This window comes from Dactylosporangium maewongense (assembly GCF_039531485.1).
Taxonomy (GTDB): domain Bacteria; phylum Actinomycetota; class Actinomycetes; order Mycobacteriales; family Micromonosporaceae; genus Dactylosporangium; species Dactylosporangium maewongense.
The window spans coordinates 1,191,841-1,206,381 of the sequence record NZ_BAAAQD010000001.1; the positions used below are offsets into that span (position 1 = coordinate 1,191,841).

The following is a 14,541-nucleotide window of genomic DNA, read 5'->3' on the forward strand; positions in this document are numbered from 1 at the left end:
GATACCGAGTCGATCATCGCGGCCCGATCAGGGTCGTCCGTACCGGACTCTTACCAATATGTATTGACGATGTCGGATGGGTAATGGACGTTCAACGGCCAGACCCGCAGACCAGTCGAGCTTCATCGCCCTGAACAACCCGCAGTACATGCTCATCGCGGTCGGCTGGTAGGGCTCGGCGTCCCGCGGGGCGGGAGACCGGACGCGGCCGCGAACGCGCCGGTCTCCCGCTGTGCCGAGCCGGTCGCGCCGCCGATGGACCGGCTCGCCGGACCGCGGCGGCCATCGTCTCGAGGACGGTGCGGGCCGGGACGGCGGGGCGGCCGATGACGGTCTCCAGGGTGGGATCGGTGACGGCGAACTCGCCCCGGCGGGCGGCGCGGAACATGTCCAGGGTGAAGTCGGCGGCCTGCGGCGGCATGCCGCGGTCGATTGCCGTCGCCTTCCACTCCTCGTCGTCCACGACGACCCGGGCGACGGCGCGTCCGGTGAGGTCGCTGAGGACGTCGGCCACGGCCTCGAAGTCGAGCATCTCCGGCGCGGTCAGCGGTGCGGTCCGCGACCTGGCCGCGCCGCGACGGTGCGACGAGCGTCAGACCGGCGGCGGGGAAGCGACGGCCGGGACCAGAGTTGACGGCGCTAGATAGTGAGTGCACACTATCAACATGTCGGAATCAGCATCCAGGAGGCGTCCTCGTGTCGCGGCTCAGCAGCGGCGGGAGGATGTGCTCGCCGCGGCGCTTCGCGAGTTCAGCCAAAAGGGTCTGCACGGCGGTTCCACCACGACGATCGCCGCCGAGGCCGGCCTGTCGCACCCCAACCTCTTCCGGCTGTTCTCCACCAAGAAGGAGCTGTTCATCGCGGCGCTGCAGCAGGTATTCGCGACGATCGAACGCGAGATGATCCAGCGCGGCACCGCTGCCGAGGCACCGCTGCCCGCGATGGAGGCCGCCTGGGGCGAACTGATCGCCGACCACGATCTGATGTCGATGTATCTGCAGGGTTACGCCGCCTGTCACGACCCGGACATCCGCGCGGTCATGCAGCGGGCGACCCGGGCGATCTTCGAGCGGGTCGAGCGGATGCCCGGCGTCGACGCCGGGCAGGCACACCGGTTCTTCGCGGAGGGCCTCATCTTCATGGTGGGCGCCGTCATGAAGCTCGACAGTGAGCCCACGGAGGAGGACTGGGGGGCCCGTTTTCTGTTTTCCGGCTGAGCCAGTCGGCCGCTGCCCAGCGGCCTGTTTTTTTGCCCTTTTGATAGTGACCACTCACTAGCATTGGAGTTCCCGGTGACCGTTACATCGCCAACCCAACCGAGCCGCCGCCGATGGTGGTGGATTGCCATCCTCCTGATGACCATCTCCGCGATGGGCGTCGCGGCGTTCTCTGCCCCCGCATACCTGACCGGCGACGCCGCGCAGAGCCGGATCCCGGTCAACCCAGACGTCGCGCCCCACTACCTGTCCATCGTGATCCACGCCCTGCCCGCCAGCCTCGCCCTGTTCCTCGGCCCGCTGCAGTTCATCACCCCGCTGCGCGTCAAACGTCCGGGCCTGCATCGCATCGTCGGCCGGATCTACATGATCAGCATCGTGGCGGCGACGATCGCGGCCACCTTCGCCACGATCTTCACCTTGGACGGCGTGCCGGTGCAGGTCGGGTTCGCGCTGCTCATCGCCGCGTGGGTCTACACCCTCGCTCGGGGCTACCGCACGATCCGCCGAGGCGAAGTGCAGCTTCACCGCATCTGGATGATCCGCAACTACTCGCTCACCTTCGCAGCGGTCGTCCTGCGCGCCTTCCTCGGCCTTGGGCTCGCACTGCAGGAGCCGTACCCCTGGATCACCTTCGCCGACATCTACACGTCCAGCGTGTGGGCCTCCATCGTGATCTGTGCGGTGATCCCGGAATACTTCATCATCCAACGAATGCTCACCCCGCTGGCTCGCCGCCAACAACGACGCCAGACCGCAGCAACCGGCCGGCCCGATCGAGCGGTGGCCTGACTCCACCGTTGGCGTTGAGCTGGCAATTGACGGTCCCGCCACCGGCTCCGGTTCACGTCACCGCACGGTCGTGGTGGTTCCCGGGCCGTACAGCCGGCGGGCGTTGCCGGCGCCGACCAGCGCGGTGATCCGCTCGGCGTCGGCGATGCTGACGCTGTCGTCGGCGCGCCAGGTGTCGAGCAGACGGCGCAGGGCGTGCCGGAAGCGGGCGGCGCCCACGAGGTACAGCTCGGGCAGCAGGTAGGCGTCGGTGGAGAACAGCAGTTTGCCGAACGGCGCCAGCTCGAAGAACTCGGGCAGGACCGCGTCGCCGGCGTGGGTGAGGGTGAGGCCGACGTCGACGTGCACGTGCGGGTACACCTGGGCGAGCCAGCCGGCGTTGCGGTGGAACGGGTAGCAGTGCAGCAGGACGACCGGCGCACCCCGCGGGTCGAGCGCGGCGAGGAACGGCTGGGCGAGAGCCGGGTCGGCGCGGTGCAACGCGAGGTCGCGGTCGCCGAAGCCGGTGTGCAATTGCAGCGGCAGGCCGGTGCCGACGCCCGCCCACAGCAGGTGGCCGAGCAGGTCCGGGTCGGTGATCCGGCCGCGGCCGCCGCGCAGCCACGCGCCGGCGGCCCGTTGGACGGCGCGCGGCGGGGGCGGCCGCGCGGGGACGGCGAGGCCGTGGCGGTAGGCGGCGACGGACTTGACGGCGGCGGCGGTGCGGACCCGGCCGTCGAGGGCGGACGCGAAGGCGGCGGCGAACTCGGCGGCGCCGGTGTCGGCGGGGAGCGTCTCGGCGACGCGTTCGAGGCGGACGACCTCGCGGACGCGGGCGCCGGAGGCCGCGGCGAGGCCGGCTTCGCCGAGCAGGTCCGGGTCGTCGAGGCCGGTGTCGACGAGCAGCTCGGCGAGGCCGGCGGCGCGCAGCAGGGCCTCGGTCGTGGCCCGCCAGCCGAGCTCGGCGCGGCGGGCCAGGTAGTCGTCGGCGGGCGCGTGGACCGGCAGGCCGAGGGCGGGGGCGCACCAGCGGCGCACGGCGAGCCCGACCCGGCTGTCCAGATAGGACACACCCGGCGGGGGCGGCAGGTCGGCCTCGGTGCAGGCGGTCTCGAACGCGGCCCGGTCGAGATCGCGGGCCAGCACCCGGTGACAGTGTCCGTCGATCAGCCCGTCGATCAGCCCGTCGGTCAGTACCTCCACCGGGTCGCCTCGACGATCTCCTGCGGGGTCGCGCCGGCGAACCGGTCGGCCTCGGCGAGCTGGACCGCGCAGTACGCCTCCAGCAGCGCCGGTCCGAGCAGGCCGGCCAGCAGGTCGTCGGCGCGCAGCGCGGCGACGGCGGCGTCGGCCGTCTGCGGCAGCCGTTCGGGGCGGCGGTCCTCGGGCAAGAGCGCCGGGTCGCCCGGCACCTCGGCGGGCAGCGGCAGGTCGTACCCGCACGAGGCGGCGACGATCTCGGTCACGGCGGCGACGACGAGGTACGGGTTGGCGGCGCCGTCGCAGCACTTGACCTCGACGTTGGCGGCCCGGTCGCGTTCGCCGGGGCTGCCGGTGACCAGCCGCAGGGCGGCCTCCCGGTTCTCGTGCCCCCAGCAGCGGAACGGCGCGGCCCAGTGCTGCGGCTCCAGCCGGAGCCGGCTGGCGACACCGGGGGAGCCGAGCGCGGCGAGCGCCGGCAGCCGCCGCAGGAGCCCGGCCATCGCGGCCTCGCCGGCCGGGCGCAGCCCGTGCGGCCCGGCACCCCCGCTGAACAGCGTCTGCCCGTCGCGGCGCGCCGAGACATGCAGGTGCTGGCCGTTGCCGACCTGGCCGGCGCTGACGACGGGGGCGAACGACACCCGCAGGCCGTGCCGCTGAGACACGGCCCGGACGGTCTGGCGGACCAGCACCGTCCGGTCCGCGGCGAGCACCGGGTCGGCGGCGGCGACGGACACCTCGAACTGGCCCGGCGAGTATTCCGGGTGGATCTGCTCGACGGGCACGTCCTGCGCGTCGAGGGCCTGGTACAGCTCGTCGAGGTAGGCCGCCGCCTCGACGACGCGGGTCATCCCGTAGGCGGGCCCGGTCACGGCCGGTTCGCCGTCGGCGGTGGCGAGGTACCACTCCACCTCGAACGCCATCCGCAGCTCGAGGCCGGTCTCGGCGGCGCGGGCGGCGGCGGTGCGGGCCAGCGTCCGCTGGCAGCACGGCCACGGTTCGCCTTCCTGGGTCCGCCGGTCGGCCGGCGCCCAGGCCCAGTGCGGCTGCGCGGCCAGGACGGTGGCGCGGTCCAGGTCGGGGAACAGCCGCAGGTCCCCGGCCGGCCCGCCGACGTGCTCGCTGGTGGTGGCCGAGTCGTCGACGAGGAACACGTCGAAGACCGGCGACATGCCGACGCCCCAGCTGGCCGCGTGGGTGAGCCGGCGGACCGGCACCGTCTTCACCCTGGTGATGCCGGCGTTGTCGACCCAGGTGAGGGCGACCGCGTGGACGTCGCGGGAAGCAAGCTCGGCGGCGATCCTGCCGGCCCGTGCGGTGTCATCCATCGACGCGTCCTTCCCGGAGGCGGGCGCAGGGGCAGATGTACACCTACCCGCGCCGGGCCCGCTGAACCGGGAAGGCGTCGTCCTACCGGGTCTGGCCTTGCGGCACCAGGTCGAGCGCGGCCTCGACGGCGACCTCCTCCATTCCGCGCAGGAACGCCTCCGCGTCGCCGGGCGAGACGAAGTGGGTGTCCATGAACACGGTGATCTGGATCGTGTCCGGCACGTCGTCGATGTGGACGAACAGCCGCTCGAAGGGGTCGTCCTGCCGGATCGTCCAGCGGAACGTGGTGTTGCCGCCGGAGAGCGCCTCGCGGATCTGGTCCGGCGTCGGGGCCGGGCCGGTGGCGCCCGCCCGGGTGGTGATGCGCCGGTCGTTGTAGAAGCAGCCGAGGTCGAAGTCGGGGTCCCGCTCCGCGGCCACGCTCGCGATCAGGTCCTGCAGGTGTACCGGATGGAAGTAGGCGTGTTTGTACGCCGTCATCGCCGCCCGCTGGGTCCGCGCCAGCGCCTCGGAGAACGGTACCCCCGCGACATCCAGCGCGCAGAGACCGCTCTCGGCGACGGTGCACACCACGTCGGCGAGGGCGGGGCGGAACCGGTTGTTCACCGTGGGCCGGAACACCACCGGATTGATCCCGGTCATCCGGTGCAGGGCCACCCCGTAGACGGCCATCAGCACCGGCGAGGCGTCCATGCCGGCCCGGGCGGCGATCGCCTGCGTCGCCAGGTGCAGGGCCTGGGACCTGAACTCGCCCCGCCAGTGGCGTGGCTGCCGCGGGTCGTCCGAGCCGGCGAACCGGCGGGACGGGATGGTCCGCAGCAGCCGTTCCCAGTAGCGCAGCGCCGCCTCGTTCTGCCGGACACCGGCCGGTGAGCGCTGCCAGCGGGCCTGCTCCAGCGGCTGCATCCCCTTGACCGGCGTGGCCACCCGCGCGCCGGACTCGGCGATCATCACCGCGGCGCCCGAGCCGTCGGTGACCAGGTGGCACATGATGGCGACGAGGTGCGTCGGCCGTCCGGACCGGACCACCACACCCATCCGCATCGGCCACTGCGTCACGTAGTCGTAGTCGGTCTCCTCGTACCGCCGCCGCATCGCGTCGGCGAGCTCCGCCGGGTCGTCGTCATCGCCCGCTTCGACGACGTCCAGCGCGATCTCACCCGAGCTGGAGACCACCTGGGACGGCCGGTCGTCGGCGTCGAAGCGCAGCCGGGTCCGCATCGGCTGGTAGCGGCTCATCAGGTAGCGGAGGTTCTCCACGACGTCGGCGAGGCTGGTGTCGTCGGGCAGCGGCGTCGCGCCGCCCATGGGCAGCCAGGAGTTCTGGCGGCGCATCGCCATCCACAGGTCCAGCTGGCCCCAGGACAGGTCGTCGACACCGGCACCCTCACCCTCGAAGGCGACCATGATCTGTTCTGCCATGCCACCGGTCCTTCCGTGTCACCGCGGCGTTCATCGATCACCCGGCAGCATCGTACAGTTTCTTTACAGATAGGTGTACCGCGATGCCGACGCTCCGGATGGTGGGTCGTCAGGGCCGCTGACGTGCGGCAACGCGCCAGGATGACTTTGCGGGTGATCGGCGGGGCCGTACACTCGGCGGCACGTCGCCGGGTTCAGGGCGTCCTTCGGGTCCTGTGTGGCCACCCGGTGGCGAGGTGGCCGCCGGCGCCGCCCGCTTCCTTGCCCGACCCAACCCCGCCACGTGTGCGCCTGCCGCGTGGCGTGGAGTCGCCCGTGCCTTCTCCGGTCGGCGACCGAAGCCTAGGGAGATCATGAGAAAAGCAGTCATTACCGTGGGAATGGTGTGCGCCGCGCTCATCGCGTTCATGCTCGCCGTCAAGCACCCGTCCCGGTCGTCGCAGTCGCTGCAGACGGGGACCGGGGTCGGGCTCCACGTCAGCGGCAGGAACATCGTCGAGGCCAACGGCAACAGCTTCGTCATGCGCGGCGTCAGTCACCCGTACGCCTGGCACAAGGACCAGAACCAGGCGTTCGCCGACATCAAACGGCTGGGTGCCAACGCCCTGCGGGTCGTGCTGACGAACGATGTCGGCGCCGGCGAGGTGTCCGACGTCATCGCGAGGTGCAAGCAGAACCGGCTCATCTGTGTCCTGGAGTACCACGACACCACCGGGCACGGCGAGAAGGACGAGGCCACCGACCTGGATGCGGCCGCCGGGTACTGGACCGGGCTGAAGAGCGTCCTCGCCGGCCAGGAGAACTTCGTCGTCATCAACGTCGGCAACGAGCCGTACGGCAACACCGACACCGCGGGCTGGGCCGGCGCGACGAGCGGCGCGGTCAAGAAGCTGCGCGACGCCGGCCTGCGACACCTGATCATGGTTGACGGGCCGAACTGGGGACAGGACTGGTCGGGCGTCATGCGCAGCAACGCCACGTCGGTGTTCAACAGCGACCCGCGGCGCAACATCGTGTTCTCGGTCCACATGTACGGCGTGTACGGCACCGCCTCGAAGGTCACCGACTACTACGACGCCTTCCAGAACGCCGGGCTGCCGCTGGTGGTCGGTGAGTTCGGGTGGAAGCACACCGACGGCGACGTGGACGAGGACACCATCATGAACGAGGCGCAGTCCCGCGGGATCGGATACCTGGGCTGGTCGTGGAGCGGCAACAGCGGCGGCGTCGAGTACCTCGACCTGGCCACCGGCTTCGACCCCGGCCGGTTGACCGAGTGGGGCCAGCACCTCTTCAACAGCGCCAACGGCATCAAGGCGACCGCGAAGGAAGCCACCGTCTACGGCGATCGGGCGATGGCCCGGTAGAGCGGCAGTCGCGGGCGGGGGCACCGCCGCCCCCGCCGGACTGTAAGGGCAACGGCCCGCTACATCGGTACTACTCCGAAAGTAGGGCCGACTTCCGCACCATCACCCAAGCCACCCCTGAGCTGTCCACGGGTAGTAGCCCATCGCCCAGCGACAACGCGCACGCAGGGGGAGGCGAACGTGAGAGCGTCGAAGACCGCGACTCCTGACCGGGACGCCTGGCATCATCGCGACGCCTGGCTCGCGGACCGGGAAGCGCAGGCCACAGGGCAGCCGCAGGTGACGCAGACCGTGTCCGGCCCGAGGCAGGCGCGAGGGCCGCACCGCGGCCTCGCCCGCTGGCGGCCGGGGTACTGGCCGCTGATCCTGTCCTATCTGGTCGTCGTGGCGAGTGACTTCTGGTTCGTCAACCCGTTCGCCACCGGCGTGCTCAGCTGGCCGCTGACCGTGCTGTGGACCTGGCCCATCATCACCACGATCACCGGCATCGTCGGTATCCGGCGGACCCGCAGGACACTGCGGGAGTCGGAGGCGCGCTGGTCCGGCCGCGGGGTGACGGTGAGCGCGGGCTTCCTGATCGTCGTCGTCCCCACCATCGGGCGGAACGACACCTACCCCGCGCTCAAGCGTTCGGTCCAGTCCTACCTCACCTACCTGCCCCCGTGCTTCCCGCGGCTGCGGATCGACATCGTCATCGACGAGGGCTGCGAGGCGGCGGACAGGATCGCAGGGCTGGCCGCGCGGAGCGAGCTGATCCGGCTCGTCGTCGTGCCGAGCCGGTACCACACCGCGAACGGGACGAAGTTCAAGGCGCGGGTCACCAACTACTCGCACGAGCTGCGGATCCACGAGCGGGAGAACCGCGACGACGTGTGGGTGCTGCACATGGACGACGACACCGGTGTCGGGCCCGACACCGCCCTGACCATGGCCCGGTTCATCGAGGAGCAGTTCGAGGCCGGCGCCGACGCCAAGCACCTGGCTCAGGGCGTCCTGACGTACCCGCGCGAATACGCCGTGAACACGCTCACCTGGCTCGCGGACTCGGTCCGGCCGGCCGAGGACGTCGGGCGCTTCTCGGCCTGGACCGGCAGCGGCACCCCGCGCGCGGGCGTGCACGGCGAGCTCCTGCTGGTGCGGGCGTCGATCGAGGCGACGATCGGCTGGGACTTCGGTCCCCGGAGCATCGTCGAGGACGCGCAGTTCGCGCTGATCTTCAGTGCCCGCTACAAGGGCCGGAGCGCCTGGTTCAGCGGGCGGTGCTACGGCGCGTCGCCCGCCGGCCTCCGTGACTTCGTCCGTCAGCGCGAACGCTGGTCGTGGGGGCTGACGGCCCTGGTGTTCAACCGGTCGCTGCAGCTGCGGAACCGGCTGCTGCTCGGGTACTCGGTGGCGTCGTGGGTCGTCGGCCCGATCACGAACGTCGCGGTCGTCATGACGCTCAGCATCCTTGTCGCCGAACGCAACACCTCTCCGGTGGCGCTCTTCATCATTCCGTTCTGGGCGCTGAACATGGCCTACACGATCTGGATGTACTGGGAGGGCCTGCGGCTCAACGCCGTGGTGTCCGGCGACGGCCGGCGCAAGTGGTGGGAGCCTCCGGTCGTCATCCTGCTGATCCCGGTCTTCGGGATGATGGAAAGCATCCCTGGACTGCGCGGATCCATGAAGTTCGCCCGGCGCACCGAGCACAGGTTCATGGTCATCCGGAAGCCCTCATGACCCACAGGATCGGCCTTCGACCCGTTTCCGGCGGGTCGAAGGCCGACGCGGTGCGGGAGATGATCCGGCCGGCTATCGCGCGCCTACCGGGACCTGGAGCCGCTTGCCGCGTCCCCGCATCTCCTCGTACCAGCCCCAGTCCTCGTTCTGGTCGATGACGGTCTGCAGGAAGCCCTCGACCGTCTCCGTGCGGGCCCAGTCGCGCTGGAGCTCACACGCCACCGAGTTCCACGTCGTGGGCTGGGCTCCGGCGTGGTTGATGCGCTCGAGCGCGTTGTCGTGCGCCTCGATCGTGGTGCCGCCGAGCGCGTCGACGACCGGGAACACCTGGTATCCCTCGTTGAGCGCGTCCAGGCTCGGGAACAGCAGGCACGCCTCCGTCCACAACGCGCACATGATGAGCTTGCGGCGGCCCGTGGCCTTCACCGCGTCCAGGAACTCCTTGTCTTCCCACGCGTTGATCTGCGTCCGGTCGTACGAGGGAAGGTCGGCGATCTCGTTCCTCAACTGCGGGATCGTGTCCGGGTTCACGCCGGACTTCACGTTGACGGTCGAGAGAATGGTCGGAACATTGAACACCCGGGCGAGGCGCGCGAGGGCGATGATGTTGTTGACCATCCGGCCCGTGTCCATGGACCGCACCGTGTAGATCTGCGGCGGCTGGTAGTCGATGATGACGAGGGCCGCGTTCTCCGGAGTCAGCAGGTGGTCTTTTTCCGGGTTCCGCTTGGGCAGGCTTACCATGACGTCCTCCTAGCTGGTGCTGAGGGTCGTATCCTGGTTTCCTCCGGCGTCCTGATCCGGCTCGCCCACAGTTACCCGCGCCCTACCGGATCATGCGGCGGGACTTCTCCGCGGCCCTTGATGTCCGGTCAGGCCGGCGGCAGATACCAGCCGTACGGGCTGGGCAGCGACCCGCTGAGCCGCGCCGGCAGGTAGTGGCGCCCGAAGAGCTCGGCGACCAGGTCGGTCCGGCTCGACACCGCCAGCTTCGACATGACCGACTTCAGGTGGTCGCCGACGGTGTGCACGCCGATGCCCAGCGCCCGCGCGATCTGGGCGTTGGAGCGGCCCTGCAGGACCAGCTCGGTGACCTGCCGCTCCCGGCCCGTCAGCGCGTAGGCCCGCACCAGCACGTCGGCGAGGTGCGTCTGGCGGGCCGGCTCGATCACCACGGCGACCTGGCCGGCGTCGCCCCCGAGCAGGGACGCGTGCAGCAGCAGCCAGCCGCCGCCGCGCCGCGGGAGCCGGCCCTGCGCCGGGGTCGCGCCGTCCGTGCCGGCACCCGCGGCCCTGGCCATCGCGGCCACGGAGCGCACCGCGCTCGGCAGCGCGTCCGGGCCGTCCATCTCGGCCAGCCACCGCTCGGCGGCGGCGCTGCGCCCGGTGATCGCGCCGGCGGCGTCGATGACGAGGACCCCGGGCGGTTCCGGCAGGCCGGGCGGCGCGTCCGCGGCGGCGCTGAGCAGGCAGCGCCGCAGCCCGTCGCCGATGACCGGGGCGAGCGTGGCGAGCAGTTGCGCGTCCGCCGTCGTGAACGGCGGGCCGCCCAGCCGGTAGGCGACGAGGGTGCCCCAGCACTCGCCCCGGTCGGTGAACACGGCCCGCAGCTCGTCGCTCACCCCGACCCCGGCCAGGAGCCCGCGCCAGCGCGGCGAGCGGGCGAGGTCGCCGCCGGTGGACTCGTGCAGTCCGGCGGCGACGGTGCCGTCGGCGAACAGCGCCGCGAACGTGTTCACATCCGGCTCACCGAACTCCAGGTCGAACAGCCGCTGCTCGAGGGCGTGGTCCTCGTCGCGGCCGACCAGCACGCAGCTGGTGAACAGCAGCGTCGCCGGGTCCGTGGTGGACCAGGCGGCCAGGTCCCAGCCGACCGCGGCGCGCAGCACGGCGTCCAGCCGCGTGCGGTACGCCGTCAGGTCCAGCCCCAGATGCGACAGGCGCAGCACCGCGCGGCGGGTGCGTTCCTGGGCGGTCTCGGGCATGGACTCAACGCTAGTGCCCAGCCCCGCGGCGGGGACCCCCGAATTCTGGGGATGGGCGGCCCGCCGGCGCGTCCCTACCGTTCGGGTCATGACGATCTCACTGCCGGCGGACGACGCCGTCGAGCGCAACAAGCACACCATGCGTCGCATCTACGAGCTGATCATGGATCAGGGCCGGACCGACCTGATCGCCGAGCACTTCGCCCCGGGCCTGGTCAACCACACCGCGCCGGAGCCGCTGCGCACCGGCACGGAGGCGGTCGCCGGGCTGGTCTCCATGCTGCGCACCGCCTTCCCCGACGCCCGCACCGAGATCGAGGACATGACCGGCGCCGGCGACGTGGTGGTGATGCGCAACTGGTACGCCGGGACCCACCTCGGCCCGTTCCTCGGCAACGCCCCGACGCGGCGCCCGTTCCGGTTCCGGCAGATGCACTGGATGCGCTTCGGCGCCGACGGCCGGGTCACCGACCACTGGGGCGTCCGTGACGACGTCAGCCACCTGCAGCAGCTCGGCCTGATCGGGTAGGCGCCTGAACGCGTGCGGGCCCCGCCGGACGACGCCGACGGGGCCCTGACGGTGCCGGGCTACTGCTCCGGCGTGATCTTGCCGCTGGAGCCGAAGACCTGCACCTCGGCGATGCGGACCTCGTTGCGGAACTGACTGTTGGCAGCGCAGTCCGTGTTCGCCCGCGGGTCGTTGTCCTGCTCACCGGCGTACAGCGGGTTGCCCGTGCACTGGCTGGTCAGCACGACCACACGCACGTGCGTGGCCAGCGTCGGGTGGATGTCGAAGGCGCGCAGGTTCAGCTGCGGCGCCACCGGACGCCAGGCGCCGCCCGGGAAGGCGTCGTCGGTGCTGCGGAACGCCTCCGTGTAGCTCGCGTCCTTGCTGCAGTCGGCCTTCGTGGCGTCGCAGGTGAGGACCGCGAACGAGCGCAGCGCGCTGAACCGGTTCTGGTTCGCCGTGCTGGCGTCGACGTCGCCCCGCAGCGCCGGGCGCAGCATGGCGCTGACGTTGAGCGAGTGGACGTTGACCGGCTTGTCGCCGGCCAGGTCGATCGTGACCTGCTTGCCGGCCACGCCGTTCACCGACGCCCAGTTGGTGCCCTCGGTCTCGTCGTTGATCTTGTCGACGTTGACGCCGTCGCCGGACGCCACCGCGCCCAGCGTCGAGGAGGCCACGTTCTGCGGCAGCTTCAGCTTCAGGTCCTGCGCCTTGCCGGGCTTGAAGGAAGCGGTGAACTTCTGGCTGCCCCAGCCCTTGCCGTTGACCACGAAGTGGAACTCGGTGTTGGGCAGGATCTGGAACGTGTCCGGCAGCGGGGTCGACGGGTCGGTGTCGGCCACCGGGGTCACCCGTGCCTCGTAGTCGCCGACGTACAGCGTGACGTTCGCGCCCGAGGAACCGGCCATCGGCCGGAGGGTCACCGTGGCGTTGTCGGCGTACGGCGAGTGGAAGCTCGGCGTCGGGTCGGTGTCCGACGACGAACCCGTCGCGCCCTCACCCAGGCCCGACTCGGCGAACGCCTTCCAGATGATGTCCTGGTTGGCCCCGCCGAAGCGGACGAGGTCCGCGGCCAGCATGTTGTCGCGCATGCTGGTCATGGTGGCGCCGCTGGCCGCCTGCAGCAGGTACGAGTCGAACATCAGCTGGATCCAGCGCCGGTTGCCGGGGCAGGAGGCGGCGTCGACGGCACCGTCGGCGCACTGCTGCTGCAGCTCGGGCGTGCCCAGGCCGTAGCGGTTGATGAATTCCTGCCGCACCCGCAGGTTGGTGGCCACCCAGATCTCGCCGTCGGCGTGCACCTCGGGACCGACCAGGTCGAACCCGAAGTCCGAGTAGTTCAGCGGGCTCTTGCTGGCGTCGTAGTCGCGGATGCCCTCGTGCATGTTGCCGGTGACGTACGCACCGGTGACGAACGGGGTGTCGCCGGCGGCGCGCAGGCCGTTCTCGAACAGGTACTCGGCCGCCACCAGGTCGCCCCAGCCCTCACCCATCGAGCCGCCCTGCGTGCCGGTGATGCCGTTGTTCGGCCCGGCGATCATGCGGTTGGTGATGGCGTGGGTGTACTCGTGGCCGATGACGGTCATGTCGTAGTCGCCGTCGACGCACGGCGGGTACGCCGAGCCGGCCACGGGCTGCCACAGGAACATGTTGGTCGTCGGCGCCTGGCCGTCGCGGCCGGTGCTCTGGTTGGCGTTGTTGCGGCTGCCGCTGAGAGCGCCGGACTGGGCGCGCCCCTGCTCCGGGTCGTTACCCAGGCCGCCGGGCTGGATGTTGACGACCTGCATGTTCCACGCGGCCTCGGTGAAGCCCAGGTGGTAGCTGAAGTCGTGCATCCGGTTGTGCATGGCGAACAGGTTCGACACGGCCGCGTCGCCGTCGTTGCGCCCGGCCGCGGTGAACACGTCGGGGTTGCACTTGGCCTCGTGCCACGCGTCGGTGAACGGGTAGGTGTAGTTGCGGTCCGTCCGGGTCGCCGCCGGGAACGCGGCGACGCCGCCGCCCCACTGCACCACGTTGTTGGCCGCGTTGCCCGACGAGGTGAACGTCGGCTGGCCGGTCACCTGGTTGACGTCCCAGGCCTTGCCCGACGCGGCGTCCTTCACGGGCTTGATGCAGTTGGCCGCCGGGGTGAAGCACCACGTCACCCGCGGGTCGGTGCCCGCCGGGAGCGTCTGCGGCGCGGTCGCCGGGAAGACGGCCCAGGTCGGGTTGTCGGAGTCGAAGTCGACCATGTCCTCACGGACCAGGATGCCGCCGGTGCGCGCGTCGACGAAGGTCGAGTACGCCGTGGGGTTGTCGGCATCGGTGGAGACCAGGCTCACCTGGTAGGCGGCGCGCACGCCGTCCTCCGGAGTGGGCACGCCGACCTCGATGACGTCGGGCTCGCTGACCTGACCGGCCGTGAGACCGGCGTCGGCGAGGGCCGCGGCGACGGCGTCGGCCGCCGACAGCGTCGCCGGCTCCGGCGCGGCGGTGTCCCGCGTCAGCGACGACGTGACCCGCACGACGTTGCCCTTGTCGATCAGGATCGACACGAGCCCGTCGTGGCCGGCCGGCAGGCCGCCGAAGGTCTGCCGCAGCAGCACGACGTTGCCGGTGCCGAGCTGCTGGACCAGCAGGGGTTCCATCGCGGCGACGGCCGGGGCGTCCAGCGCGTACAGGTCCTGGTTGCCGAGCAGGTACTGGCGGGCCGCAGCGACCGGGTCGCCGGTCAGGCCGGTGGCCAGGGCCTTGTCCGGACCGACGGACTCGGGCTGGCCGAGCGAGTTCCAGCGGACCTTCGCGCCGCCGACACGGTCGGCGGCCGCCTTCTGCTTCGCGGTCGGCGCCTTGCCGCCGCGGCGGTTGTCGACGTCGCGCGGGCCGTGCCCGTCGACGTCATGGGCTTTTCCGGGGTTGGGCTTGGGATCGGCAGCGGCGGGCACGGCGGTTACCGCACCCGTCGCCACGACGGCGGCGGCAGTGAACGCGGCTAGCGTCCTGCCCCGCCAGCGCCTGGGGTTCAACCCAGATTTGCG

At 71.2% G+C, this 14,541-nt stretch carries 12 protein-coding genes; 5 read left to right on the top strand and 7 right to left on the bottom strand.

Going from position 1 to position 14,541, the window contains the following annotated elements:
- Positions 1-91: 91 nt before the first annotated feature.
- A complete protein-coding gene (locus tag ABD332_RS05390; protein ID WP_344500093.1) occupies positions 92-532 on the bottom strand; it encodes a Rossmann-fold NAD(P)-binding domain-containing protein in 441 nt (146 codons plus the stop codon).
- Positions 533-665: 133 nt separating this feature from the next.
- Here ABD332_RS05390 and ABD332_RS05395 point away from each other — a divergent pair, with 133 nt between their 5' ends.
- The gene (locus ABD332_RS05395) at positions 666-1,217 is read left to right on the top strand and encodes a TetR/AcrR family transcriptional regulator (RefSeq protein WP_344500095.1); all 552 of its coding nucleotides are present in this window, start codon (positions 666-668) and stop codon (positions 1,215-1,217) included.
- Positions 1,218-1,355: 138 nt separating this feature from the next.
- Positions 1,356-2,009 (top strand): DUF2306 domain-containing protein, encoded by a 654-nt coding sequence (locus ABD332_RS05400; protein WP_344500097.1) that lies wholly within the window; start codon positions 1,356-1,358, stop codon positions 2,007-2,009.
- Positions 2,010-2,066: 57 nt separating this feature from the next.
- Here the strand turns inward: ABD332_RS05400 and ABD332_RS05405 are convergent, their stop codons facing one another.
- The 3 genes from ABD332_RS05405 to ABD332_RS05415 form a co-directional block, all read right to left on the bottom strand.
- Positions 2,067-3,191: an amidohydrolase family protein gene (locus tag ABD332_RS05405; RefSeq protein WP_344500099.1), complete on the bottom strand. Its 1,125-nt coding sequence runs from the start codon at positions 3,189-3,191 to the stop codon at positions 2,067-2,069.
- Positions 3,179-4,516 carry a type I glutamate--ammonia ligase gene (locus ABD332_RS05410; RefSeq protein ID WP_344500101.1) on the bottom strand — a complete coding sequence of 446 codons (1,338 nt, stop codon included), beginning with the start codon at positions 4,514-4,516 and terminating at the stop codon, positions 3,179-3,181. Before ABD332_RS05410 ends, ABD332_RS05405 begins: the two co-directional genes overlap by 13 nt.
- A gap of 82 nt (positions 4,517-4,598) precedes the next feature.
- The gene (locus tag ABD332_RS05415; protein ID WP_344500103.1) at positions 4,599-5,939 is read right to left on the bottom strand and encodes a condensation domain-containing protein; all 1,341 of its coding nucleotides are present in this window, start codon (positions 5,937-5,939) and stop codon (positions 4,599-4,601) included.
- A gap of 380 nt (positions 5,940-6,319) precedes the next feature.
- Between ABD332_RS05415 and ABD332_RS05420 the strand changes: the two genes are divergently transcribed.
- Together ABD332_RS05420 and ABD332_RS05425 are read left to right on the top strand one after the other, a co-directional pair.
- Complete coding sequence (locus ABD332_RS05420) at positions 6,320-7,306, top strand: glycoside hydrolase family 5 protein (RefSeq protein ID WP_344500736.1); 987 nt, start codon at positions 6,320-6,322, stop codon at positions 7,304-7,306.
- Positions 7,307-7,486: 180 nt separating this feature from the next.
- Positions 7,487-9,028 (top strand): glycosyltransferase family 2 protein, encoded by a 1,542-nt coding sequence (locus tag ABD332_RS05425; protein ID WP_344500105.1) that lies wholly within the window; start codon positions 7,487-7,489, stop codon positions 9,026-9,028.
- A gap of 72 nt (positions 9,029-9,100) precedes the next feature.
- On the opposite strand, the gene ABD332_RS05430 is transcribed toward ABD332_RS05425, so the two are convergent.
- Together ABD332_RS05430 and ABD332_RS05435 are read right to left on the bottom strand one after the other, a co-directional pair.
- Positions 9,101-9,772, bottom strand: a complete 672-nt coding sequence (locus tag ABD332_RS05430; RefSeq protein ID WP_344500107.1) for a hydrolase — start codon at positions 9,770-9,772, stop codon at positions 9,101-9,103.
- A gap of 128 nt (positions 9,773-9,900) precedes the next feature.
- Positions 9,901-11,013 carry a helix-turn-helix transcriptional regulator gene (locus tag ABD332_RS05435; RefSeq protein WP_344500109.1) on the bottom strand — a complete coding sequence of 371 codons (1,113 nt, stop codon included), beginning with the start codon at positions 11,011-11,013 and terminating at the stop codon, positions 9,901-9,903.
- 88 nt (positions 11,014-11,101) lie between these two features.
- Between ABD332_RS05435 and ABD332_RS05440 the strand changes: the two genes are divergently transcribed.
- Entirely contained in the window at positions 11,102-11,542 is a 441-nt protein-coding gene (locus ABD332_RS05440) for an ester cyclase (protein WP_344500111.1), read from the top strand.
- 59 nt (positions 11,543-11,601) lie between these two features.
- Here the strand turns inward: ABD332_RS05440 and ABD332_RS05445 are convergent, their stop codons facing one another.
- A complete protein-coding gene (locus ABD332_RS05445) occupies positions 11,602-14,448 on the bottom strand; it encodes a M36 family metallopeptidase (protein ID WP_344500113.1) in 2,847 nt (948 codons plus the stop codon).
- Positions 14,449-14,541: the final 93 nt, after the last annotated feature.

Coding starts and splice junctions, on each gene's coding strand:
- ABD332_RS05440 (WP_344500111.1), top strand. CDS start 11,102: ATGACGATCTCACTGCCGGCGGACGACGCCGTCGAGCGCAACAAGCAC.
- ABD332_RS05435 (WP_344500109.1), bottom strand. CDS start 11,013: ATGCCCGAGACCGCCCAGGAACGCACCCGCCGCGCGGTGCTGCGCCTG.
- ABD332_RS05395 (WP_344500095.1), top strand. CDS start 666: ATGTCGGAATCAGCATCCAGGAGGCGTCCTCGTGTCGCGGCTCAGCAG.
- ABD332_RS05390 (WP_344500093.1), bottom strand. CDS start 532: ATGCTCGACTTCGAGGCCGTGGCCGACGTCCTCAGCGACCTCACCGGA.
- ABD332_RS05410 (WP_344500101.1), bottom strand. CDS start 4,516: ATGGATGACACCGCACGGGCCGGCAGGATCGCCGCCGAGCTTGCTTCC.
- ABD332_RS05420 (WP_344500736.1), top strand. CDS start 6,320: ATGGTGTGCGCCGCGCTCATCGCGTTCATGCTCGCCGTCAAGCACCCG.
- ABD332_RS05415 (WP_344500103.1), bottom strand. CDS start 5,939: ATGGCAGAACAGATCATGGTCGCCTTCGAGGGTGAGGGTGCCGGTGTC.
- ABD332_RS05430 (WP_344500107.1), bottom strand. CDS start 9,772: ATGGTAAGCCTGCCCAAGCGGAACCCGGAAAAAGACCACCTGCTGACT.
- ABD332_RS05400 (WP_344500097.1), top strand. CDS start 1,356: ATGACCATCTCCGCGATGGGCGTCGCGGCGTTCTCTGCCCCCGCATAC.